Raw genomic sequence first — 22343 nt, forward strand, 5'->3', positions numbered from 1 at the left:
ATAGTATGATGAGATTGGGTGCGGTTCCGCCCGGGTTCAGCCCGGCTGGAATAGACTGACCCGCAATGACAATTAACCGAGGCCATCATGAACAGAACGACTACCTTGTTACTGTCCCTTTTTCTCGTTACCGGTGCAGCACAGGCCGTATCACAGTACGAGGACGGGGGTGGTTCAGCGTTCTCCGTCGATGAGCTAACCTTCAATCTGGACTGGGATGACCAGCAGTTTGGCTGGTCACAAGCCGATTGCCTCGATCTGGGGGTGGGCGATACAGCCCCTTCCGAATGCCGGAGAGTCAGAATCGATCTCGATGATGAAGAGCACCGCAATCATCCACCCAGCACCAACCAGATGCCAACCACCTCGGGCAACGGCCAGTAACAACGGAGAATTCTCGTTATGACTCATAAAACCATGTTCAACAAAGGTGCCCTGCTGCTCTCCCTGCTGCTGGCTAATGGGGTCGCCTTTGCCGCCCCTCCCCACTCCAAGGACGGCGATGGCATCCGGATTTCCACCGACAATGTGAAGCTGAACGTCGACTGGGATGACAAGGAGTACGACTGGTGGCAGAACAACTGCCTGGATCTCGGCATCGGCGACAGCCGCATCAAGCTCAACTGCGACAAGATGGATGGCAAGTACCGGGATCACTACAACCGCAGCATTCACAGCGGCAACAACCCGGGTCAGGGGCACGACAAGTTCAAAGACAAAGGCAACAAGAAGCACTGACCTGTGTATCGCATCTATGAAACAGGGGCCCAAGGCCCCTGTTTTCATGTTGCCTACCAGTAGTTTTCCGCACTGATGTTGCCTGGCGCGCGCCGCAGGTTCTTGGCAAGCCCCAATCCCAGCAGGGTCTGTTGGGTCTCCTTCACCATCGCGGGATTCCCGCAGATCAGCACCTGACTGAACTCGGGTGAAAAATCGAGACCAACCCGTGCTTGCAGCTGACCATCACTAATGGCGGTAGGGATCCGCCCGGCCATCGCCCCCGACCACTCTTCCCGGCTGACGAAAGGCACATAACGAAAACGCGCCCCGTAACGCTCGCCAAAACTGGCGATAAGCGGCTGATAGCTCAGCTCTTCCCCTTTCCTCACCCCGTGCACCAACACCAGACTCTCGAAACGGGAGAATGCTTCCCCATCCGCCAGCATGGAGAGAAAGGGTCCGATGGCGGTCCCGGTGGAGAGCAACCAGAGATCGCGGCCAGCAGGCACTTCATCCAGAGTCAGGAAACCGGTGGCCTGAGACTGCACTAGCAAATTATCGCCTACCTGCAAGGAGCCCAGAGAGGGGGTCAACTCTCCGCTCGGGATCTCGACAAAATAGAATTCATGATAAGGCGAGGAAGGGGGATTGACGAAGGAGTAGGCTCGCTGGATGCGCCTCTCGCCCTGCTCGAGGGCCAGCTTGGTGAATTGCCCTGCCTCGTAGGGGGCAAGCTCTGCCGCCACGCGCAGGGAAAACAGGGTGGGTGTCCATTCGATGCGTTCAATGACGCGCCCTTCAACCCAGGCTGCCATAAGGATCTCCTCCAGAGGAACAGATCTTCACTCTACCCCCGGGCCCCAAAATAAAAAACCCGCGCATTTGCGCGGGTTTTTCTGCAACAGCGAATCGCTATTACAGGGCAACAACCTGAAGCTGTACGGTTGCTTTAACGTCAGCGTGCAGCTGAACGGCAACTTCGTACTCGCCAGTGTTGCGCAGAACGTTGCCCATGCGGACTTCGCTCTTGGCAACGGCTACGCCGGCAGCAGTGATGGCTTCAGCCACGTCACGGGTACCGATGGAACCGAACAGTTTACCTTCGTCACCAGCTTTGGAAGCGATAACAACGGCAGCCAGTTCACCCAGCTTGGCAGCGCGCTCTTCGGCAGCAGCTTTGTTGGCAGCCAGTTTGGCTTCCAGCTCAGCGCGACGAGCACCGAAGGCTTCGATGTTGGCCTTGGTGGCCATAACAGCTTTGCCTTGCGGGATCAGATAGTTACGGGCATAACCAGCTTTCACGGAAACTTGGTCACCCAGACCGCCCAGTTTGGCGATTTTGTCGAGCAGGATAACTTGCATTACCTTTCCTCTATAAATTTCGTTGAGTTAGGCTTAAGCGCCGGACCGATTCTTACTTGTTGTGCAGATCGGTGTACGGCAGCAGAGCCAGGTAACGAGCACGCTTGATGGCGCGTGCCAGCTGACGCTGATACTTGGCGCGGGTACCGGTGATACGGCTCGGTACGATCTTGCCAGATTCAGTGATGTAGTTTTTCAGAGTAACGATATCTTTGTAGTCGATCTCGGTAACGTTCTCGGCGGTGAAGCGGCAGAACTTACGACGACGGAAATAACGTGCCATGGCCTTTATCCTCTAGTCAGTGATCCAGAATTACTCTTCGGAAGCAGCTTCAGTAGCGTCTTCGCGGCGCTCGTCGTCACGACGGGAGAAGCGCTCTTCTTTGGCCTTGGCCATCGGAGAAACTTCGGTCACGGCGTGCTTGGTGCGCATGATCATGTTGCGGATAACGGCATCGTTGAAGCGGAAGCTGGTTTCCAGCTCATCGATAACGGCTTGCTCTGCTTCTACGTTCATCAGAACGTAGTGGGCTTTGTGCAGTTTGTCGATCGGGTAAGCCAGCTGACGACGGCCCCAATCTTCCAGGCGATGAATGGTACCACCGGAGGTGGTGATGGCGCCGGTGTAACGCTCGATCATGCCGGGTACTTGCTCGCTCTGGTCCGGATGAACCATGAAGACGATTTCGTAATGACGCATTTTAGCTCCTTACGGATTAATTCAGCCTCCGCCCAGGTGCAGCCAGACCTCGGAGGCAAGGAACATAAAGGTGTTTAGTCGCTGCTTTTCTAGGGCGGCATATTGTACGAAATCGCGCCCGTCACTGCAACTCACCGCCTCAAATGTTTTTCCCTATTGGTATGATACAAAACATCAATTGATAATGGTTATCATTTAGATCTATTCTTTCTCCATATCCTTATGGAGGGTGATGCCATGCAACCCGCACTGACCACGGCCATTCCGGCCAGCAAATTCAAGCTGACCCTGCTCGGGCCGGCCTTTATCGCCGCCATCGGCTACATAGATCCCGGCAACTTCGCCACCAATATCCAGGCGGGATCCACCTTCGGCTATCAACTGCTGTGGGTGGTAGTGTGGGCCAATCTGATGGCCATGGTGGTGCAGACCCTGTCGGCCAAGCTCGGCATCGTCACCGGCAAGAATCTGGCGGAACACATTCGCGACAAGCTGCCCAAGCCGGCAGTCTGGGCTTACTGGGTGCAGGCTGAGATTATCGCCATGGCCACCGATCTGGCCGAATTCATCGGCGCAGCGGTCGGCTTCAAGCTGCTGCTCGGGGTCACCCTGCTGGAAGGCGCCTGCATCACAGCCGTGCTCACCTGGGGCATCCTGATGCTGCAATCTCGCGGCCAGAAGCCGCTGGAATTCGTGGTCGGCGGTCTGCTGCTGTTCGTGGCGGCCGCTTACATCGTCGAGCTGGTGTTCTCCCGTCCCCATCTGCCGAGCCTGCTGGAAGGCGCTCTCTTCCCCGGGCTGCCCAACGGTGACGCCGTCTATCTGGCAGCCGGCGTACTGGGGGCGACCGTCATGCCCCACGTCATCTATTTGCACTCGGCGTTGACCCAGCACACCCAGGATCGGGGCTCGGTCACCCAGCGGCTGCACACCACCCGGGTCGATGTGGCCATTGCCATGACCATCGCCGGCTTCGTCAATCTGGCGATGATGGCGATGGCGGCCGCCGCATTCCACAGCTCTGGCCACCAACAGGTCGCGGAGCTTGAATCCGCTTACCAGACCCTGACGCCACTATTGGGACAAGCTGCTGCGACCCTGTTTGGTCTGTCACTGGTGGCGTCCGGCATCTCCTCCACCGTGGTCGGAACCCTGGCAGGCCAGGTGGTGATGCAGGGCTTCGTACGCTTTACCATCCCGCTCTGGCTGCGACGCGCCATCACCATGGCCCCCGCCTTCGTGGTGATCGCCATGGGGCTCAACACCACCGAGATCCTGGTACTGAGCCAGGTGATCCTGAGCTTCGGTATCGCACTGGCCCTGATCCCGCTGTTGATGCTGACCGGCGATCGGGCACTGATGGGCGAGCATCGCAACCACCCCGTCACCCAGGCGCTCGGGCGCCTCATTGTGGCTCTGGTGATAGGGCTCAATGCCTATCTGCTGGTCGCCATGATCTAGCGCTCACCATGGAAACACACAGGGGCTCATTAACTGCGGTTAATGAGCCCCTGCTCGCTTTGGCGTATGCTGCCACCTTCCCCCCTATTCATTTCACAACGGGAGCCTTTCCATGGAACATACCCGAACCAGCTTCATGCTGGACCATCTCTGTGAGCAGGCCAAAGTACTCTATTGCCAAAATGGCGAGACCAGCCTGTTGGTCACCGATCTCACTCCATTTCACCCCCAGAGCCATCTCTGGCCCGATCAACCGGGTGATGTGGGCACAGCCCATTGGGAGGGCGGCGAAGCTGCTGTGGGCCCGTGTCGCATGGGCGCCATCAGCCCGGAGGGTAAGTTGTTCGTGGATCAGGACATCCCGGTCAAACGGGGCACCGAGGGGTGGGCCTTCGTGGTAGTACATCCGCTGGCGGGTTGCCACACCCTGGCTGCTGGTACCCTGGTCGAACTGCGGGTGGATGGCGATGCCCGCTATGCCCTGAGTCTGGGCCACAGCGGCTGTCATCTGGCGGCACTGGCCCTCAACCGGGCACTTATCCCGTACTGGCGAAAAGAGGTGAGTGAGCGGGACGCTCTGGATCAGCCCGATTTCGACCGCCTCGCCATGCAGGCGTCACGGGTCGAGCCCATGGGCTGCCACGATCAATATCGCATCGGCAAGAGCCTGCGCAAGAAGGGAGTCAACGGCGAGACTTTGTTGACTGACCTCGCCCATATTGAAGCCAGTATCAACCAGCAACTGGGCAAGTGGTTGGCCGTTGGTGGCAGAATCCGCCGCAGCCGGGCTGGCGAGGCGATCATCGATTCGCGCTACTGGCACTGCACACTGGATAGGCAAGAGGTCACCATCCCTTGCGGGGGAACCCATGTCGCCGCTCTGGCCGAACTCGGGGAGGTTACCGTGCAGCTGGCACCTTCAGACGAGGGGTTCACCATGATCAGCCGGGTCTGTCCCCCATAAAGTGAGCCGATCCGGCTAGAAGACGCTATTTCACGGGCCAGATAAAAACAATGCCAGTCAGCTTGCTGACTGGCATTGGACAGAATTGGACTTTCGGACTTACTTGACAGCGTCTTTCAGAGCCTTGCCAGCCACAAATGAAGGCACGTTGGCAGCAGCAATCTGGATCTCTTTACCAGTTTGCGGGTTGCGACCGGTACGGCCAGCACGGTGGGTGACCTTGAAGGTGCCAAAACCAACCAGTTGCACAGCGTCACCTTCTTTCAGGCTCTGGGTAATACCATTGATGATCTCTTCCAGAGCCACTTTGGCCTGAGCCTTGCTCAGATCTGCTTTGGCGGCAATTGCATCGACAAGTTGAGCTTTGTTCATAACATTTCCTTTATGATCGGGCATTTAGCGCTGGGTCACTCTATGCAAAAAAAAACGCCCAGGCAAAGGCTTTATCGACCAGGAGACGTTAAACGCTGGGGTTTTCATCAAGATCTGCGGAAATAGTCACATTACACATGCCAAAAAGCGCGGACAGGCCCGAAACCTGCTAGCCCTGCCAACACGGGTCGTCTGATTCTTCACCAATGCACAATATCCGGGCAAGCCTATTGACGGTCGGACATATTTTCCATAGTTATAGGTGAGGTCACGGCTCAAACGGCTTGGGAGTCCCATCAATCGCCCGGCCTTGTCCCATGGAGGGATTATGTTGACGAAACTGGAACAGACCAAACAGGCGCTGGCAGGCAAACATAAGGCAATCGACGACTGGCTGGATGAAAGGCAAGCCTTGCTGGTCGAATACATGAGGCTGGCCGGCCTCACCCCGGCGCGCGCCAAGCAACGCAGCCTGCCCAAACCAGAAGAACTGCAGCACTTCTGTGACAAGTTGGTCGATTACGTCAGTGCAGGTCATTTCGAGATTTATCACCACGTTGTCACCGCCTTCGAACAGGCCAGCGGAGAGACCCTGGAGCTGGCCAAGCGCATCTACCCCCACATCCGCACCAGCACCGAGTTCGCTCTCGAGTTCAACGATAAGTACAGTGAAGCCGACGAAGCGCAGTTGCTGCTGCTGGATGAAGACCTCAATCAGTTGGGCCCGGTGCTTGAGGAGCGCTTCAAGCAGGAGGATCGCCTGGTCAAGGCGCTGCATATAGTGGAATCTTTGAGTGCCCAGCAGGCCTGAGCCCATTTTTGGAGCAAGTTCAAGATACTGGCGGTCAAGGTCGATTACACTCAGAACAGTGACCCAGCGTCTACAGCAATTGCATACAGGAGATGAGCATGTCTGAGCGCCGCCGTTTTGCACGGATCCTCTATTTGACCACGGCTGAACTAACTCAAGGGGAAGAGAAGTGGCAGACTCAGCTGGTCGACGTCTCCTTGCAGGGTGCTCTGCTGATAAGGCCCGATGACTGGGAAGAGCATGACAACAAGGAATACCAGATAAGTTTTGTTCTGAGTGGCAGCGACATCGAGATAAAGATGCAGGTCGAATTGACCCATACTGCCAGCAAGAAGCTGGGTTTCTACTGCCATCACATCGATATCGACAGCGCCACCCACCTCAAACGGATGATTGAACTCAACGTGGGTGATGAAGAACTGCTCCACCGGGAACTGGAGCAACTGCTAAGCGAGCACCTTGAGCACAACCAGCCTTGATGACAGGCCGTTCCGACAATAAAAAAGAGCGCCAAAGCGCTCTTTTTTATTGTGATTCAATATGGTTACAAGGCTTCCAGCGCATCGGCCAGCTTCTTCACCGGCACCACTTCCATCCCCTCGATGGGATGTTTGGGGGCATTGGCGTGGGGCACGATGGCGCGGCGAAAGCCATGTTTGGCTGCCTCCTGCAATCGCTCCTGGCCGGACGGTACCGGACGGATTTCGCCGGATAGCCCCACCTCCCCGAAAACCACCAGATCCTTGGGCAGCGCCTGATCGCGGAAACTGGAAACCATGGCCAGCAGCAGGGCCAGATCCGCACTGGTCTCTTCGACCTTGACGCCCCCCACTACGTTGATGAACACATCCTGATCCGCCATCTGCAAGCCACCGTGGCGATGCAGCACCGCCAGCAGCAGTGCGAGACGGTTGTGATCCATCCCCACCGCCACCCGGCGCGGGTTGGAGAGCTGGGAATAATCCACCAGCGCTTGCAGTTCCACCAGCAGGGGACGGGTGCCCTCCCAGATCACCATGACGATGGAACCTGGGGCCTGTTCTTCACCGCGGCTAAGGAAAATGGCGGAAGGGTTGCTGACTTCCCGCATCCCCTGTCCGGTCATGGCAAACACGCCGAGCTCATTGACCGCCCCGAAGCGATTCTTGTGGGAGCGCAGGGTGCGAAAACGGGAGTCGTGCCCCCCGTCCAGCAGCACGGAACAATCGATACAATGTTCCAGCACCTTGGGGCCCGCCAGGGTGCCATCCTTGGTGACATGGCCCACCATGAAGATGGCCACGTGGTTTTGCTTGGCATAGCGGGTCAACAGGGCGGCTGCTTCCCGCACTTGGGAGACAGAACCCGGCGCCGACTGGACATCTGCCACATGCATCACCTGGATGGAGTCGATGACCATGATCTGGGGCTGTTCCTGCTGGGCGATCAGGCAAATTTGCTCGACGCTGGTTTCCGAGAGCATGCGCAGCTTGTCGGTGGGAAGCCCCAGGCGGTTGGCACGCATGGCCACTTGCTGCAGAGACTCCTCCCCGGTGACATACAGGGTCTTCATGCGCTCCGCCAGGCCGCACATGGTTTGCAGCAGCAGGGTGGACTTGCCCGCCCCCGGATTGCCGCCTATCAAAATGGCCGATCCCGGCACCACACCGCCACCGAGCACGCGGTCCAGCTCCTTGAAACCTGAGGTAAAACGGGGGATTTCAGTGGTGGCTATCTCTGCCAATGTCTGAACCTGGCTGCCGATGGCACCGGCATAGCCGGTGTAACGGGCGCTCTTGCCAGCGGGAGTCATCGAGCCGAGGCGCACCTCGGTGATGGTATTCCACTCCTTGCACTCGCTGCATTGGCCTTGCCAGCGTGTGAAGTCGGCACCACATTCGGAACATACATAAGCAGTTTTATTTTTAGCCATTGATAACTCGGGGACAGGATGAATTCCTGCTTGATATACTTGTTTGCGACCCACAGATCAAACCCAGAATCGGAAAAATGGATTTCCGTGGCAGGAACACATGGATTCAGCGCATCAGCAACATCTGATTGAACAACTCATCCCCTTGCTGCGGGAGAAGGATTTCGAAGAGATCTTCAACCGCCTGACCCAGGAGGAAAACAGCAACAGCCGTTTTCTGATCAAAATGGAGCTCAAACGCAAATGCTCCCCCTGCCGCAGGATCATCGACATGCGCGACGAGCTGGAGGACGAGTGCCAAGTGCACGAGTTTGAGGGGATCACCCACTTCATGCCCGCCGAGGCGGCAGGCTTGTTCCAGTCCCAGTGCTATCTCTATCGCGACATCTATACCCTGGGTGTCTATGAAGCCATGCAGCAGTGGCTGCGGCAACACCATGCCCGCTCAGACAGCCAGCTCACCCCTCCCGCAAGCCCTTTCCGGCAATACGATGTCAACACCATCTCCTTTGCCAGTTATTACGGCCGTCGTCAGGAGCGGATGCACTTCAGCTCCCCCCTGCTGATCAAGTTTCAGGATGGTGAAAAGCTGTTTGCCAAGAGTTCGGATCTGTCGCTGGGGGGCATGCGCGTCTCCGTCCCCTATCTGCCCAACTACCTGACCGGAGCCCAGGTGGAGGTTTTCTTCACCGGACTGGAACGGGACAATCCCAACCCCGTCCTGCACCAGCCCGTCAGCTACCAGATCCTCGGCGAGGAGAGCAAGGAGGGGAAGTACTGGCTGCGTCTGGTGCGCACCGGTGAACACTCCGCCTTCGATACCTTCCTTGAGGAGTTCATCGAAGCCAACAAGGCACGGTACCGGGTCAGTGTCGACTATCTGCTCTCCGCCGCCATCATCAAGGGGTATGAGCAGTTCTACCTGCCACGCATGACCGGCATGCCGCTGTTTTTCGGCAAGGGAGACAGCCCGTCTCTGGAAATCGCCCTGCGTACCGAGAACAACCAGCACCTGCTGGAGTACTGGCGAGACGAGAAAAACCGCGACACCTTGGCGAGTCTGTTCTACGCCGAACGGATGAAGCAGCTCTGTCCCCCGTCGGGCTCCACCAGCGAAACCCTGATCTACGCCTTCACCCATACGGTACGCAGCCATATCTACTTCTTCTCGGCGAGCAACGAGGTGCTGCAGCAAAGCGGCCTGAAATCCCTGTTCTTCCAGGTGGGCTCACGGCGGCCCAGCTGGAGGGTCTACAAGTTCACCCTGGAGGCATGCGATCTGGTTGAGGCGGATATCGGTCAACTGCAGGGGCAGGACAACCCGCAACTACAGGACATATTGCTGACCGAGCGGCTCAAACAGATTGGCTACGTCGGCCTGCTGCAGGACATTACCCAGGAGTCCCAGCGCGACGAGTTCCGCCCGCAGGAGACACTCAACGAGAATGCCAACGAGCTGCACTGCTATGCTCACGACCAGAAAGCGGCCCCGTTCGAAATCGAAACCCTGCACTATGTCCAGCTTCGCAAAGAGTTGCGCTACATCCACAAGACGGCGGTTGCCATCCATCACAAGGGCAAATCCTGGCTGGGCTGGACCCGGGACATCTCGACCCACGGCCTGCAGATAGAGCTGGAAGAGGCCTTCGACGGCGAAAAGAATGATGTGGTGACCATAGCGCTGCCCCGTCTGCAGGAGCTCTCCAAGAGCATGGATCTGCAGCGTCTCTCCTACCGTCTGGTCAGCCTCAACACGACCCGCACCGTGCTGCATCTGTGTATCGAAGGTGACTCGGATCGCCACACCGGCCGCCAGTTCTTCAGCCTGCTGATAGAGAGCAACCAGAACAAGCTCAAGGCAGCGCAGGAGCAGCGGCGTTACCGGGGGCTGGCACGGGCGCTTCGCAACATCTATACCCATCACCTGTTCAACTCGCCGGTCTATATCAACAAGCTGAAAGGCGCCCCCAAACCGGCATCAATCGGCAAATCGCTGCAACCACGCAGCCTTCACCAGCTGCTTGAGGCCTGTGCTGAATTGCCGGACCAGGACAACCTCTATCCTCTGTTTCAGGGGGGGCTGCTCAAGGAGTTGCTGATGAACCCGCTGCGGGCCATAGAGCGGGAAGACAAACCGAAGGAAGATGAGGTCTACATCGCCTGCGAGCAGACCAATACCGGCCTCCCGGTGTTTGACAGCCGGCTGGCCAGCAGTTTTGCCAGCGCGCAGGAGAAGCGCGCCTTCATCGAGCTGGCGCTAAAGAGAGGGGAGTTCTATTCGGTACTGGTCGGTATCTCCCGTACCGGACGCCCCGATACCAACTTCATCGCCAACGAGCTCGACTACATCGCCAAGTTCGCCATCCACAAGGCGCGCAAGCTGGAAGAGGAGTTGTGGAGCGTGGTCGGCGTTGGCGAGCTGACCGATACCACCCGGGCCACGCTGTTCCGCCTTGGCATTGCGTCCCCCAGCCACTAAACGCTCATACAGGCGAGCCAGTTAACTCCGGACATCGCTCAGGCAAATCGGCAAGCAACCAATGGCGGGCACAAGCCCGCCATTGTTTCATTCCCGGCCTTCATCAAGCCGCCTGCGGGTCCTGCAACCACGCCAGGATCTGGGGGAAGTGATCCTCCTGAGCCTGTGGCGACGTCAGCATGTTGATATGGTCATAGTCGAGGCGATTGCCATTGTCCCGCCCCAGCCGAGTGTGGCGCGCCGCCAACCCCATCTCGTCACTGAAGCGGCGCACATCGGTGGGATGTCCCAGCACCTTGTCGGCCTTGGCCGAAATCATCCAGAGCGGTGGCCAGTTCACCCGGGCCGCCGCCTCGTCATAGGCAAAGCCATCGTGGGGATCCAGCCAGGGGCCGCATTTGACCCAAGGAATGGTCTCCTGCAGGTAGCGCAGCGGCTCGTCATCGGCACCTATCTTCAGATTGCGCGCCGCCAGAAAACCGCGGCGCCTGGCCAACCAGGGGGCCAACCGGTTCCAGATCAGATCCACTTTCAGCCAGCGCTCCGGATTTTGTACCGAGACGCCCCGCTTGGTGCCGAAAAACAGCAGACTGGCCACCTGCCGGGCCAATTCGGGAAAACGGACCAGGGTCGAAGCCATGATGACGCCGCCCCAGGAGTGCGCGACCCAGTGCACCTTGAAGCCTGAATGGCGCTCGGCCACCCAGCGGTGCAACGCGGGCAAATCCTCGGTGATCAGTTCATGCTGGCCATGGCCGGCCTGCTCGGCGATGGCCGGCGTACTCAGGCCACGCCCTCGCAGATCGGCCACATAGACCTGATAGCCGTGACGGGCCAGGAAACAGGCCAGTCCCTTGCCCGATTCGGTGTAGAAGATCCGGCCATTCTCGATGGCGCCGTGCATCATCAGGATCGGCTCGCCATGCACGGCGATGCCCGGCTGGATATGGCGAACATGCAGTTGATGTTCGCCACAGGGAATAAACAGAGATTGTTGCATCAGCTCCATGTGACTGTTACGTCCTCCATGACGTAGGGAGCGGTGTACCACCGCCCTGACATAAGGGGTATCAGAGACTCCAGCGACGATCGCAACAGGCCAACGCGCCCAGCAGACAGACCACTCCTTCCAGATCGTGATGATTGAGGGTCGCGGCAGCCTCGGCCCGCACCAACGGCTTGGCGTGAATGGCAATACCCAGCCCGGCAACCCCCATCATCTTGAGATCGTTGGCGCCATCGCCGATGGCCACTGTTTGGGATGCGGGCACACCAAACTCCTGCGCCAGCTGCTGCAACACCTCCGCCTTGACGCCGGCATCCACAATACGACCGCTGACCTGGCCGGTCAGCCGTTCCCCTTCCACCGCCAGCTCGTTGGCGAAGATGGCATCCAGCTCCAACGCCCGTTGCAGCTCGCCGGCAAAACGGGTGAATCCGCCCGAGGCGATCGCCACCTTCCACCCAGCCCTCTTCAGGGTATCCACCATCAGTTGCAGCCCCGGCATCCAGGGCATGTCGGCAGCCACCTCGTCTAGAATGGCGACGGGAGCACCTGCCAGCAGGGCAACCCGGTTGCGCAGGCTGTCGGCAAACTCCAGCTTGCCCTGCATGGCGGCGGCCGTCACGGCAGCTACCTGTTCCCCGACACCGGCCAGCCGGGCGATCTCATCAATGCATTCGATGCGAATGGCGGTAGAGTCCATGTCCATCACCAGCAAGCCGGGTTCGCTCAGGGTCGGCAATGCTGGCAGATGACAGAGATCGATGTCCCACTCTTCCTGTTTGAACTGCCTCACCAACTCCTGGCTGAAACGTGCCGTGCCAAGCAGCATGAGCGGCACACCCGCCACTTCGGTCGGCGGATAGAGGCTGGCCTCCATCCCATGAGCCGCCAGCAAGGTTGCTACCCTGGCCAGATGAGCGGGGCCCAGTCCCTTACCAAACAGCACCAGCCAGGCGGCCGACAAGGGCGCGCTCGCAGGCTGCAAGGTCTCGCCTTCCAGCTGCCAGCAGGAAGAGTGAGACAACAGCGCAGGCCAATCGGACAACAATGGGGGGAGCTGGGACAACAACATAGAGGGACGCCTTCCTTGGTGATCTGGGGGTTAATAGTGCCGGCCCAGAGTAGCGTATTGCTTTTTGTACAGGCAAGCGCCAAGATCCCGCCACTCCTAGTCATCATGAGGCCTCGGCTTGCAGCGTCATCTTCCCATCAAACGTGTTCTCAGTCTGGGCGCCGGTATTTTGCTCGGATGCTGGGTGCTGGGCGTGCTCATCCATATGCAGGGCGAAAGCCAGGCTGCCCTGCACAGCGAAGCACGCAACCGTGCCCAGGCATTGGTGGCCTATGCGGCTCGCGACATGAAACGCTGGCTCAAGGAAGATAAAACCGGCGAGCTGGAGCGGCTGGCCCGGGATCTGGCGGCCGAGCCGGAGATCCTCGATGTCACTCTGTACGATGCCCGCGGCATTCCCCTCGCCCAGTCGGAACAGGCCATGCCACTGGAGAGCCTGCTGCCCATCGGCAGTGACAACAAGTCGGTGCCGGAACAGGGCAAGGGACGCACCCAATACGTGCAGGAGATCCTGGATGGTGATCAAACCCTCGGATACCTGCGCATCACCCTGGAAGAGCAGCAGTTACTGGCGGACAAGGACATCCGGCTCAAAGTAACGCAGGAGAAACAGCGGCTGATGCTGCTGGTGGCCCTGCTGGCAGGCCTGCTCCTCTCCTACGGGGTGCGTCGCAACTATATGCGGGTTCGCAAGCACAAGAAGAAGAGCAAACCGGTCGATCCACCGCAAGGTGAGTAGACCCTATTGGTAACCTTGTATATAACCATGGCAATACCAACAGCAGGAGCGCTGCATGATTGCCCCCCCTCTGCCACTGGATGAGAAGAGTCGACTGGAGCGACTGCGCATCCTTGGCCTGCTCGACCGGGAACCCATCGATCAACTGGATCGCTTGACCCGCCTCATCACCCGACACTTCTCGCTGCCGATTGCCATGGTCTCCCTGACCGATGTGGATCGGCAGTGGTTCCTCTCCAAAAGCGGAGTGGAGATGTGCGAGATCAGCCGGGAACACTCCTTCTGCGGCCACGCCATCCTGCGTCCCGACATCATGCAGGTGCCCGATGCCAGGCGTGACCCGCGCTTCGCCGACAATCCGCTGGTGACAGAAGCGCCTCACGTGGTCTTCTATGCCGGCCGTCCGCTGCAGGCCCTCGACGGCGTGGTGCTCGGCACCCTCTGCCTGGTCGATCAGCCCCCCCGCCAACTCGACCAGGCCCAATGTCAGGATCTGGACGACTTCGGCCGCCTAGTGGAGAACACCCTGCACGATCTGGAGCGACGCCATCAGGTACGCAGTCTGAACCAGATACTGGAAGACAAGGAACACCTCTTCACTCTCACCTTCAACCAGTCATCGGTCGGCATGGCCCTCTCCTCCCTTGAGGGACAGTGGTTGCGGGCCAACCCGGGGCTGGAGAGACTGCTTGGCTACAGCGAACAAGCGATGCTCGGGCTCACCTGGCATGACATGACTCATCCCGAAGATCTGGTCCGGGAGCTCCCCCTGTTTGAAGCGCTGATCGCGGGGCGGCGCCAGGACTATCGGCTGGAGAAGCGGATGATCCGCGCCGATGGCTCCCTGTGCTGGGTACAACTCAGCGTCGCCCTGTGCGAGAGCCGTACCGTGGCCCCCCATATGATCGCCGTGTTCGCCGATCTCAGCGAACGCAAGCAGGCCGAAGCCGAGCTGCTCACCCTGCAGCAAGGGCTGGAGCAGCAGGTGCGCGAACGTACTCACGAACTGTCGGAAACAGTGGTGCAGTTGCATCGGGAAATGAACGAACGCAGTGCCGTACAGCAAAGCCTGTGGCGAGAGCAGCGGCGCCTGCAGCATATGCTGGAGCACACCAGCAATGCCTTTCTCGAACTCGACGAGACACTCACCATCACCGGCTGGAACCCTGCCTCCACCACCCTGCTTGGCTGGCAAGCCGAAGAGATGCTGGGCCAGCCCCTGGCTCGCCTGCTTGAAGAGAATCATCCCCTGTTCACCCAGCTGCCGCTTTCCGGCGATCAGCCGCGGCGTCTGGAGTGCGACATCCATACCCGGGACGGGCGGCGTCTCCCGGTCGAGGTGATTGCCGAGCGTTACCGCTTCGATGACAAGGTTCGCCTGGCCCTTTTTCTACACGACATCACGGCCCGTCGCCGGGTGCAGGCCGAAATCGAGCGTGGCCGGGCCCGGCTGCGCGCCATCACCGACAGCCTGCCTGTCACCATCAGCATGGTGGCACCGAACGGTCGCTATCTGTTCGCCAATCAGGCTTACTGTCGCTACTTCGGGCTGGCCTCCGAGCAGCTGTTTGGCACGAGCCTGCGAGACAGCATGGGTGAAACCAGCTACCAGCGTGCCCAAGCCTATCTCGAGCGCGCCCAGGCCGGCGAGCAACTCAGCTTCGAGTCCCGCTTTACGCTGCCCATCGGAGAGCGAGATCTGCGCATCACCATGATCCCGAGTCGCAGCGATGAACAGGGCGTCTATATCCTCGGCACCGACATCACCGAGTACAAGGCATTGCAGGCTCAGCTTGAGCACGAGGCGGCCCACGATCCCCTCACCGGGCTGCCGAACCGGCGTGCCTTCACCCTGCGCCTGGCCCGCGAACTGGAGCGAGTACATTACAGTGCGGAGTCGCTCGGTCTGCTGTTTCTCGACCTGGACGGTTTCAAGCAGATCAATGATCGGCTGGGCCATCACGTCGGCGATGCCCTGCTGCAACGCTTCGCCAGCGTGCTGACATCGGAAGTCCGCCCCGGCGACATGGTGGCTCGTCTTGCCGGCGACGAGTTCACCGTCGTACTGCCCGCCCTGCACCATCCCGAACAGGAGCTGCCCGCCCTGTGCGATCGCTTGCTGGCCGCCATGGCCGTGCCCGCCGATGTCGCGGGCCATCAGCTCTCCCTTGCCGGCAGCATAGGCGGGGCACTCTGCCGCTCGGGTCGGCACTCCCGGATCGATGATCTGCTGAACCGGGCCGATGCCGCCATGTACCGGGCCAAACAGGCCGGCAAGGGACGCTTCGTACTCGACCTCTAACCCCTGCTTCAGAAATGCAAAAAGGCGGCCCGAAGGCCGCCTTTTTCATACGCGAAGGAATTACTTGTCGCCCAGCAGGACGGAATCCAGCGCGATTTCGATCATGTCGTTGAAGGTCAGCTGACGCTCTTCGGAAGTGGTCTGCTCACCGGTACGGATATGGTCGGAGACGGTGCAGATGGTCAGTGCCTTGGCGCCATACTCTGCTGCCACGCCGTAGATACCGGCGGCTTCCATCTCGACACCCAGGATGCCGTATTTTTCCATGACGTCGAACATGGAGGGGTCCGGGGTGTAGAACAGGTCGGCGGAGAAGATGTTGCCTACGCGCACGGCCACGCCCTTGTTCTTGGCGGCCTGTACGGCATTGGCCACCAGGTCGAAGTCGGCGATGGCGGCGAAGTCGTGATCCTTGAAGCGCAGACGGTTCACCTTGGAATCGGTACAGGCACCCATACCGATCACCACGTCACGCAGTTTCACGTCTTCACGTACGGCACCGCAGGAGCCCACGCGGATCAGGGTTTTCACACCGTAGTCGGTGATCAGCTCTTTTGCGTAGATGGAGCAGGAGGGGATACCCATGCCGTGACCCATGACGGAGATACGACGGCCCTTGTAGGTACCGGTGAACCCGAACATGTTGCGCACGTCGCAGATCTGCTCGACGTTCTCCAGGAACGTTTCGGCGATGTACTTGGCACGCAGGGGGTCGCCCGGCATCAGTACGGTATCTGCAAACGCACCATCTTTCGCATTGATATGAGGAGTTGCCATTCTCTTGATTCCTTCACACTGGGTTGAGTTTTATTGTCTTTATTGGTTTGCCCGCCGCCGAGGCGGCGGGCGGGTAACTTACAGGAAGCTGGTACCGTATGCCAGCTTGGGCAGACCATGGTAGGCCGCGATGCTCTGGCCAATGTCGGCGAAAGTGTCGCGACGGCCGACGCTGCCAGCCTTGACCGGCTTGCCGTAGAACAGCACCGGAATGTATTCACGGGTGTGGTCAGTGCCACTCCAGGTCGGGTCGCAACCGTGGTCGGCGGTCAGCACCACCACGTCACCATCCTGCATCAGCTCGAACAGCTCCGGCAGACGGGAGTCGAAATACTCCAGTGCATCGGCGTAGCCCTTCACGTCACGGCGGTGACCATAGGAAGAGTCGAAGTCGACGAAGTTGGTGAAGACGATGGTGTTGTCACCGGCGGCCTTCACCTCTTCCAGGGTGCGATCCCACAGCTCGGTCAGGCCGGTGCCCTTCACCTGCTTGGTGATGCCCTGCTGAGCATAGATGTCGGCGATCTTGCCGATGGAAACCACCTGGCCACCCGCTTCTTTCATGTAATCCAGCACGGTCGGCGCCGGCGGCAGTACCGAGTAGTCGTGACGGTTGCCGGTACGCTTGAAGTCACCCTTGCCACTGCCCACGAACGGACGGGCGATGACACGGCCGATATTGTAGGGCTCCAGCAGCTCGCGCACGATGTGGCACAGCTCATAGAGCTTCTCGAGGCCGTAGGTCTCTTCGTGGCAGGCAATCTGGAACACGGAGTCGGCAGAGGTGTAGAGGATCGGCTTGCCGGTGCGCATGTGCTCTTCGCCCAAGTCGTCCAGCACCTGGGTGCCGGAGGCGTGGCAGTTGCCCAAATACCCGGGCAGACCGGCCTTCTCGACAATGGCGTCCAGCAGCTCCTGCGGGAAGCTATTCTGGTGATCCTTGAAGTAGCCCCACTCGAACAGAACGGGCACACCGGCGATCTCCCAGTGACCGGACGGGGTGTCCTTGCCGGAGGAGAGTTCCTGGGCGAAACCGTAGGCACCGACCACCTCGATGTCCTTGTTCAGACCCGCCGGGAAGGTGCCGGAAGCGAGTTCACCCGCGTGGCCCAGACCCAGCTTGTTGAGGTTCGGCAGGTTGAGCGGGCCACGGCCCTCAATCTCGCCGGAGGCACAGGCTTTGGCGATATGGCCAAGGGTGTTGGCGCCCACATCTCCGAACTTGTCGGCATCGGCGGCAGCGCCAATACCGAAAGAGTCCATCATCAGAATAAAGGTACGTTTCATGGGACTTCCCCTTGTTACAAATCAGCCAGACCGATGCGACGGTAGACCTCGGGCAACGCCTCTGGTCGGGTGTCACCGATCTTGACGGCTGCCTGCACCATGCCGGCAGCCTGAGCGAATTGCTCTTCAGTTTGAGCGTGGATCAGGGCGAGCGGCTTGTCTGCATCGACGCTCTGACCCAGGCGAATAAAGTCGGTCAGACCGACCGCGTAATCGAGTTTGTCGCCGGCTGCGCGGCGACCGCCGCCCATGGCGACCACAGCCAGGCCCAGTTCACGGGTGTCCATGGCGGTGACGAAACCGGCGTTGGCCGCGTAAACCGGGCGCACGATGGCAGCCTTGGGCAGGTAAGCGTCATAACGCTCCATGAAGTCGGACGGACCACCCAGACCGGTCACCATGCGGCCGAAGATCTCGGCCGCCTTGCCGTTGTCCAGCACTGCCTGCAGCTTGGCACGGGCATCGACATCATTGCTGGCAAGCCCGGCAGAGATCAACATCTCGGTACACAGGGCCATGGTTACTTCGTGGATGCGCGGGTTGCGGTATTCACCGGTCAGGTAGCGCACCGCCTCGCGAACTTCCACCGCGTTGCCAGCGCTGGAGGCCAGCACCTGGTTCATGTCGGTCAGCAAGGCAGAAGTGCGGCAACCGGCCCCATTGGCCACGGCGACGATGCTCTTCGCCAGCTCTTCGGATGCCTCAAAAGTCGGCATGAAGGCGCCAGAGCCCACCTTGACGTCCATCACCAGCGCTTCCAGCCCGGAGGCGAGCTTCTTGGAGAGGATGGAGCCGGTGATCATGGCGATGGATTCGACGGTGGCTGTGATATCACGCACCGCATAGATACGCTTGTCGGCAGGAGCCAGATCGCCGGTCTGGCCGATGATGGCGACACCCGCCTCTTTCACCACCTTCAGGAAACGGTCGTTGTCGACTGAAGTCTGGTAGCCCGGGATGGCATCCAGCTTGTCCAGGGTACCGCCGGTGTGGCCCAGACCACGGCCAGAGATCATAGGTACGAAACCGCCGCAGGCGGCGACCATGGGGCCAAGCATCAGGGAGACGACATCTCCCACACCACCGGTGGAGTGCTTGTCGACGATGGGGCCGCCCAAGTTCAGATGATCCCAGGTCAGCACCATGCCAGAGTCGCGCATGGCGCAGGTCAGGGCAACCCGCTCATCCATGGTCATATCCTGGAAATAGACTGCCATCGCCAGTGCCGCGATCTGGCCCTCGCCGATGGTATTGTTGGTAATGCCCTGAACGAAGAATTGAATCTCTTGGGTACTGAGCGCTTCGCCGTTGCGCTTCTTGCGAATAATTTCTTGAGGCAAAAACATCTTTCATTCCCTCCGCCATGACTGGCGTTACAAAAGCCGGACGCCCTGCCACAGGCCATGTGGCCGGGCATAACAGGGCGAGCCGGGCTCGCCCTCTCGGGTCAACTTAGTAACCGCTGGTGTTGGCCGGCTTTTCGCCGTGACCCAGGGTCGCCAGCAGGCTGGCCAGCAGGCTGGAGGCACCGAAGCGGAAGGTACGGGCGGATACCCAGTCCTTGCCCAGGATCTCTTCGGCCATGGCGAGGTACTGACCCGCAACAGCCGCGTCTTTTACGCCACCGGCAGGCTTGAAGCCCACTTTCGGGTTCTTGGCCTTGATCACTTCCATCATGATGCGCGCCGCTTCCGGGGTCGCATTGACCGGCACCTTGCCGGTGGAGGTCTTGATGAAGTCGGCACCGGCATCGATACAGATCTCGGAAGCGCGACGGATCAACGCCTCCTCCTTCAACTCGCCGGTCTCGATGATCACTTTCAGCAGCACATCGGCGCCACAGGCATCCTTACAGGCTTTGACCAGATCGAAACCAATCTGTTCATTACCCGCCATGAAGGCGCGGTACGGGAACACCACGTCCACTTCGTCGGCACCGTAAGCGACGGCGGCGCGGGTTTCGGCCACGGCGATCTCGATGTCGTCGTTGCCATGGGGGAAGTTGGTCACGGTCGCAATGCGCACGTCGGCAGCGCCGATGTCACGCAGGGTCTTGCGAGCGATGGGAATGAAACGGGGATAGATACAGACGGCGGCGGTCAGACCAGCCGGAGACTTGGCCTTGTGACACAGGTCGATCACTTTCCGATCGGTGTCATCGTCGTTCAGGGTGGTCAGGTCCATCAGGTTCAGGGCGCGCTGGGCGGCCAGTTTCAGATCAGTCATTCTGTTCTCCAAAGTCTCTAAGTAGTCCGGATCCCGGGGCAAAGGCCTGCTTGTTGCAACGCAACCGGCAAGACTCGACTCCCAAGGATACGGGAATGGAATTACAGCGCGTATGCAGAGGCATAGCTGGCTGCAAATAAGGCAAGAGCCCTGTCACTTTCTTACAAAAGTGCGGACTTGGTTCCATGAAGACTTGAGAAAGGCCGACAACATCTGACCCGACTTCCCAATCAATTCCATTTGACCGCCAACACCCGATTTCATCGGGCATTAGTCAATGCCAGCACCCTGCTGGCAATGCCTATTTCAGCCGAGATACCCCGTGTTTGCAAGCCGGATTTGCCATTTTCAGAGGTATCTCACATCTGGCAAATCCGGGTAGAAAACGCCTTACGAGAAGAAACGGGTGAGGATCCAGGAGTAGGCCAAGCCACCCAGATAGACCCCCACGATCCCCATCACCCCGGACAAGACCGGCGGCGCGGGGATGGGCAATTTGAGGAAAGAAAACAACAAGCCAACGATAAAGCCGGCCACCATCGCCAGTAGCACTTCATTCATAAAACCTCCGATTTGACTCATTTTATTATTAGTTTAGATAGGAAAACGGTTGTCACCGCCCCATACACAAACGCCACGGCAGATGCCGTGGCGTTTGTGTTTATACCTGTCTGGTCAGGCGATATTACATGCCGGACAGCGCCAGGAAGAAGCCTGCAATAGTGGCAGACATCAGGTTGGACAGAGAGCCGGCCAGTACGGCTTTCAGACCAAATCGTGCAATGGTGCCGCGGCGGTTCGGTGCCATGGACCCCAGACCACCCAGCAGGATGGCAACAGAGGAGAGGTTGGCAAAGCCGCACAGAGCGAAGGAGATGATGGCCTTGGTGTGATCGGACATGGCAGCACCATTGATCAGCAGCTCATCTTTCAGGTACGGAGCAAAGTTCAGGTACGCCACGAATTCGTTCACCACCAGCTTCTGGCCGATGAAGGAACCGGCAACCACGGCTTCGTTCCAGGGCACACCGATCAGGAAGGCCAGCGGGGAGAAGATCCAGCCCAGAATAAGCTCCAGAGAGAGCTCAGGCATGCCAAACCAGCCACCCACACCAGAGAAGATACCGTTGATCATGGCGATCAAGCCGATGAACGCCAGCAGCATGGCACCTACGTTCAGGGCCAGTTGCATACCGGCAGAGGCACCGGCAGCGGCAGCGTCGATCACGTTGGCCGGCTTGTCATCCAGCTCGGCATCGGCGGCGCTTTCATCGTAGTTCGGGGTCTCGGTCTCGGGCACCAGCAGTTTGGCGAACAGCAGACCACCCGGAGCCGCCATGAAGGATGCGGCAATCAGGTACTCCATCTTGACGCCCATGGAGGCGTAACCGGCCAGTACGGAGCCGGCTACGGAAGCCAGACCACCACACATGACGGCAAACAGCTCGGAGTCGGTCATCTTGGAGATGTAAGGACGAACTACCAGCGGGGCTTCAGTCTGACCCACGAAGATGTTGGCAGTAGCAGAGAGGGATTCGGTGCGGGAGGTACCCAGCACTTTCTGCAGGCCACCGCCCAGCAGCTTGATCACCACCTGCATGATGCCCAGATAATAGAGCACTGCGATCAGGGAAGAGAAGAAGATGATGACCGGCAGAACACGGAAAGCAAACACGAAGCCACCGCCGCCGAATACTTCAAACATCTTGTTGCTGACCAGACCACCGAACAGGAAGTCGATGCCGTTCTGGCCATAGCTGATCACACTGGATACGGCGTCGGATACGCCCACCAGAATATCGCGACCTACCGGTACATAGAGCACGAAAGCGCCCAGACCGGCTTGAATTGCGAACGCACCCAGTACGGTACGTACGTTAATTGCCTTGCGATTGCTGGAGAACAGCACCGCGATAAGGACGAGCGTTGCCATCCCCACCAGACCCATGATTAAGCTCATTATTATCTTCCTCTAGTAGCACCTATCTTGTTAGCAACTTGTAACCTCAAGCCGCTAATCAAGGGGAGCGCATTATACTAATTAAAGGCCTTTAAAATAGAATCCTGGTCACATTTTATCAGTGTCAAAATGATCGATTGTCACAAAAGTAGACAGCAAACGATTTTTACGCTCATTTTTTTTTCTGCTGCCC

Annotated in this window: 23 protein-coding genes; 9 read left to right on the forward strand and 14 right to left on the reverse strand. The window is 59.0% G+C overall.

Features of this window, described 5'->3' with window-relative positions:
- Positions 1 to 87 precede the first annotated feature (87 nt).
- Together LA321_RS03145 and LA321_RS03150 are read left to right on the forward strand one after the other, a co-directional pair.
- Positions 88 to 384 carry a hypothetical protein gene (locus LA321_RS03145; protein WP_082037476.1) on the forward strand — a complete coding sequence of 99 codons (297 nt, stop codon included), beginning with the start codon at positions 88 to 90 and terminating at the stop codon, positions 382 to 384.
- A gap of 33 nt (positions 385 to 417) precedes the next feature.
- Entirely contained in the window at positions 418 to 738 is a 321-nt protein-coding gene (locus LA321_RS03150; protein ID WP_082037480.1) for a hypothetical protein, read from the forward strand.
- Between the two features lie 53 nt (positions 739 to 791).
- Here LA321_RS03150 and LA321_RS03155 read toward each other — a convergent pair whose 3' ends face one another.
- The 4 genes from LA321_RS03155 to rpsF all read right to left on the reverse strand — a co-directional run bounded on the left by LA321_RS03155 (position 792) and on the right by rpsF (position 2782).
- Entirely contained in the window at positions 792 to 1535 is a 744-nt protein-coding gene (locus LA321_RS03155; protein WP_042025827.1) for a ferredoxin--NADP reductase, read from the reverse strand.
- Between the two features lie 100 nt (positions 1536 to 1635).
- Positions 1636 to 2082: a 50S ribosomal protein L9 gene (gene rplI, locus LA321_RS03160; protein WP_026456575.1), complete on the reverse strand. Its 447-nt coding sequence runs from the start codon at positions 2080 to 2082 to the stop codon at positions 1636 to 1638.
- A 52-nt stretch (positions 2083 to 2134) separates the two neighbouring features.
- Positions 2135 to 2365, reverse strand: a complete 231-nt coding sequence (gene rpsR / locus LA321_RS03165; protein WP_005308890.1) for a 30S ribosomal protein S18 — start codon at positions 2363 to 2365, stop codon at positions 2135 to 2137.
- A 30-nt stretch (positions 2366 to 2395) separates the two neighbouring features.
- A complete protein-coding gene (gene rpsF / locus LA321_RS03170) occupies positions 2396 to 2782 on the reverse strand; it encodes a 30S ribosomal protein S6 (protein WP_042071110.1) in 387 nt (128 codons plus the stop codon).
- 237 nt (positions 2783 to 3019) lie between these two features.
- On the opposite strand from rpsF, the gene LA321_RS03175 reads away from it, so the two are divergent.
- Together LA321_RS03175 and LA321_RS03180 are read left to right on the forward strand one after the other, a co-directional pair.
- Positions 3020 to 4243, forward strand: coding sequence for an Nramp family divalent metal transporter (locus tag LA321_RS03175; RefSeq protein ID WP_042025828.1), 1224 nt, complete (start codon positions 3020 to 3022; stop codon positions 4241 to 4243).
- Between the two features lie 112 nt (positions 4244 to 4355).
- Entirely contained in the window at positions 4356 to 5207 is an 852-nt protein-coding gene (locus LA321_RS03180) for an alanyl-tRNA editing protein (protein ID WP_042071108.1), read from the forward strand.
- A 99-nt stretch (positions 5208 to 5306) separates the two neighbouring features.
- Here the strand turns inward: LA321_RS03180 and hupA are convergent, their stop codons facing one another.
- A complete protein-coding gene (gene hupA / locus LA321_RS03185) occupies positions 5307 to 5579 on the reverse strand; it encodes a nucleoid-associated protein HU-alpha (protein ID WP_005340484.1) in 273 nt (90 codons plus the stop codon).
- 328 nt (positions 5580 to 5907) lie between these two features.
- Between hupA and LA321_RS03190 the strand changes: the two genes are divergently transcribed.
- Positions 5908 to 6390: an Rsd/AlgQ family anti-sigma factor gene (locus tag LA321_RS03190; RefSeq protein ID WP_042071106.1), complete on the forward strand. Its 483-nt coding sequence runs from the start codon at positions 5908 to 5910 to the stop codon at positions 6388 to 6390.
- A 98-nt stretch (positions 6391 to 6488) separates the two neighbouring features.
- Positions 6489 to 6869, forward strand: coding sequence for a PilZ domain-containing protein (locus LA321_RS03195; protein ID WP_026458689.1), 381 nt, complete (start codon positions 6489 to 6491; stop codon positions 6867 to 6869).
- 65 nt (positions 6870 to 6934) lie between these two features.
- On the opposite strand, the gene radA is transcribed toward LA321_RS03195, so the two are convergent.
- Positions 6935 to 8302 carry a DNA repair protein RadA gene (gene radA, locus LA321_RS03200; RefSeq protein ID WP_042025830.1) on the reverse strand — a complete coding sequence of 456 codons (1368 nt, stop codon included), beginning with the start codon at positions 8300 to 8302 and terminating at the stop codon, positions 6935 to 6937.
- 100 nt (positions 8303 to 8402) lie between these two features.
- Here radA and LA321_RS03205 point away from each other — a divergent pair, with 100 nt between their 5' ends.
- Positions 8403 to 10781, forward strand: coding sequence for a PilZ domain-containing protein (locus LA321_RS03205; RefSeq protein WP_042071104.1), 2379 nt, complete (start codon positions 8403 to 8405; stop codon positions 10779 to 10781).
- Between the two features lie 103 nt (positions 10782 to 10884).
- On the opposite strand, the gene LA321_RS03210 is transcribed toward LA321_RS03205, so the two are convergent.
- Entirely contained in the window at positions 10885 to 11790 is a 906-nt protein-coding gene (locus LA321_RS03210) for an alpha/beta fold hydrolase (protein WP_042071102.1), read from the reverse strand.
- A gap of 61 nt (positions 11791 to 11851) precedes the next feature.
- On the reverse strand, positions 11852 to 12859 hold the full coding sequence (gene serB / locus LA321_RS03215) for a phosphoserine phosphatase SerB (RefSeq protein ID WP_042071100.1): 1008 nt from the start codon (positions 12857 to 12859) through the stop codon (positions 11852 to 11854).
- A gap of 118 nt (positions 12860 to 12977) precedes the next feature.
- Here serB and LA321_RS03220 point away from each other — a divergent pair, with 118 nt between their 5' ends.
- Entirely contained in the window at positions 12978 to 13598 is a 621-nt protein-coding gene (locus LA321_RS03220) for an AhpA/YtjB family protein (protein ID WP_042071098.1), read from the forward strand.
- 55 nt (positions 13599 to 13653) lie between these two features.
- A complete protein-coding gene (locus tag LA321_RS03225) occupies positions 13654 to 15900 on the forward strand; it encodes a sensor domain-containing diguanylate cyclase (RefSeq protein ID WP_042071095.1) in 2247 nt (748 codons plus the stop codon).
- Between the two features lie 60 nt (positions 15901 to 15960).
- Here LA321_RS03225 and deoD read toward each other — a convergent pair whose 3' ends face one another.
- The 6 genes from deoD to LA321_RS03255 all read right to left on the reverse strand — a co-directional run bounded on the left by deoD (position 15961) and on the right by LA321_RS03255 (position 22150).
- Positions 15961 to 16677: a purine-nucleoside phosphorylase gene (gene deoD, locus LA321_RS03230; protein WP_005340471.1), complete on the reverse strand. Its 717-nt coding sequence runs from the start codon at positions 16675 to 16677 to the stop codon at positions 15961 to 15963.
- 78 nt (positions 16678 to 16755) lie between these two features.
- Positions 16756 to 17964, reverse strand: coding sequence for a phosphopentomutase (locus LA321_RS03235; protein ID WP_042071093.1), 1209 nt, complete (start codon positions 17962 to 17964; stop codon positions 16756 to 16758).
- A 14-nt stretch (positions 17965 to 17978) separates the two neighbouring features.
- Positions 17979 to 19310 carry a thymidine phosphorylase gene (gene deoA, locus LA321_RS03240; protein WP_026458151.1) on the reverse strand — a complete coding sequence of 444 codons (1332 nt, stop codon included), beginning with the start codon at positions 19308 to 19310 and terminating at the stop codon, positions 17979 to 17981.
- Between the two features lie 106 nt (positions 19311 to 19416).
- The gene (gene deoC, locus LA321_RS03245) at positions 19417 to 20190 is read right to left on the reverse strand and encodes a deoxyribose-phosphate aldolase (protein WP_042071091.1); all 774 of its coding nucleotides are present in this window, start codon (positions 20188 to 20190) and stop codon (positions 19417 to 19419) included.
- A gap of 390 nt (positions 20191 to 20580) precedes the next feature.
- Positions 20581 to 20751 carry a XapX domain-containing protein gene (locus tag LA321_RS03250; RefSeq protein WP_005340467.1) on the reverse strand — a complete coding sequence of 57 codons (171 nt, stop codon included), beginning with the start codon at positions 20749 to 20751 and terminating at the stop codon, positions 20581 to 20583.
- A gap of 124 nt (positions 20752 to 20875) precedes the next feature.
- A complete protein-coding gene (locus LA321_RS03255) occupies positions 20876 to 22150 on the reverse strand; it encodes a NupC/NupG family nucleoside CNT transporter (protein WP_042025839.1) in 1275 nt (424 codons plus the stop codon).
- Positions 22151 to 22343: the final 193 nt, after the last annotated feature.

This window comes from Aeromonas enteropelogenes (genome assembly GCF_020097295.1).
Lineage (GTDB): Bacteria > Pseudomonadota > Gammaproteobacteria > Enterobacterales > Aeromonadaceae > Aeromonas > Aeromonas enteropelogenes.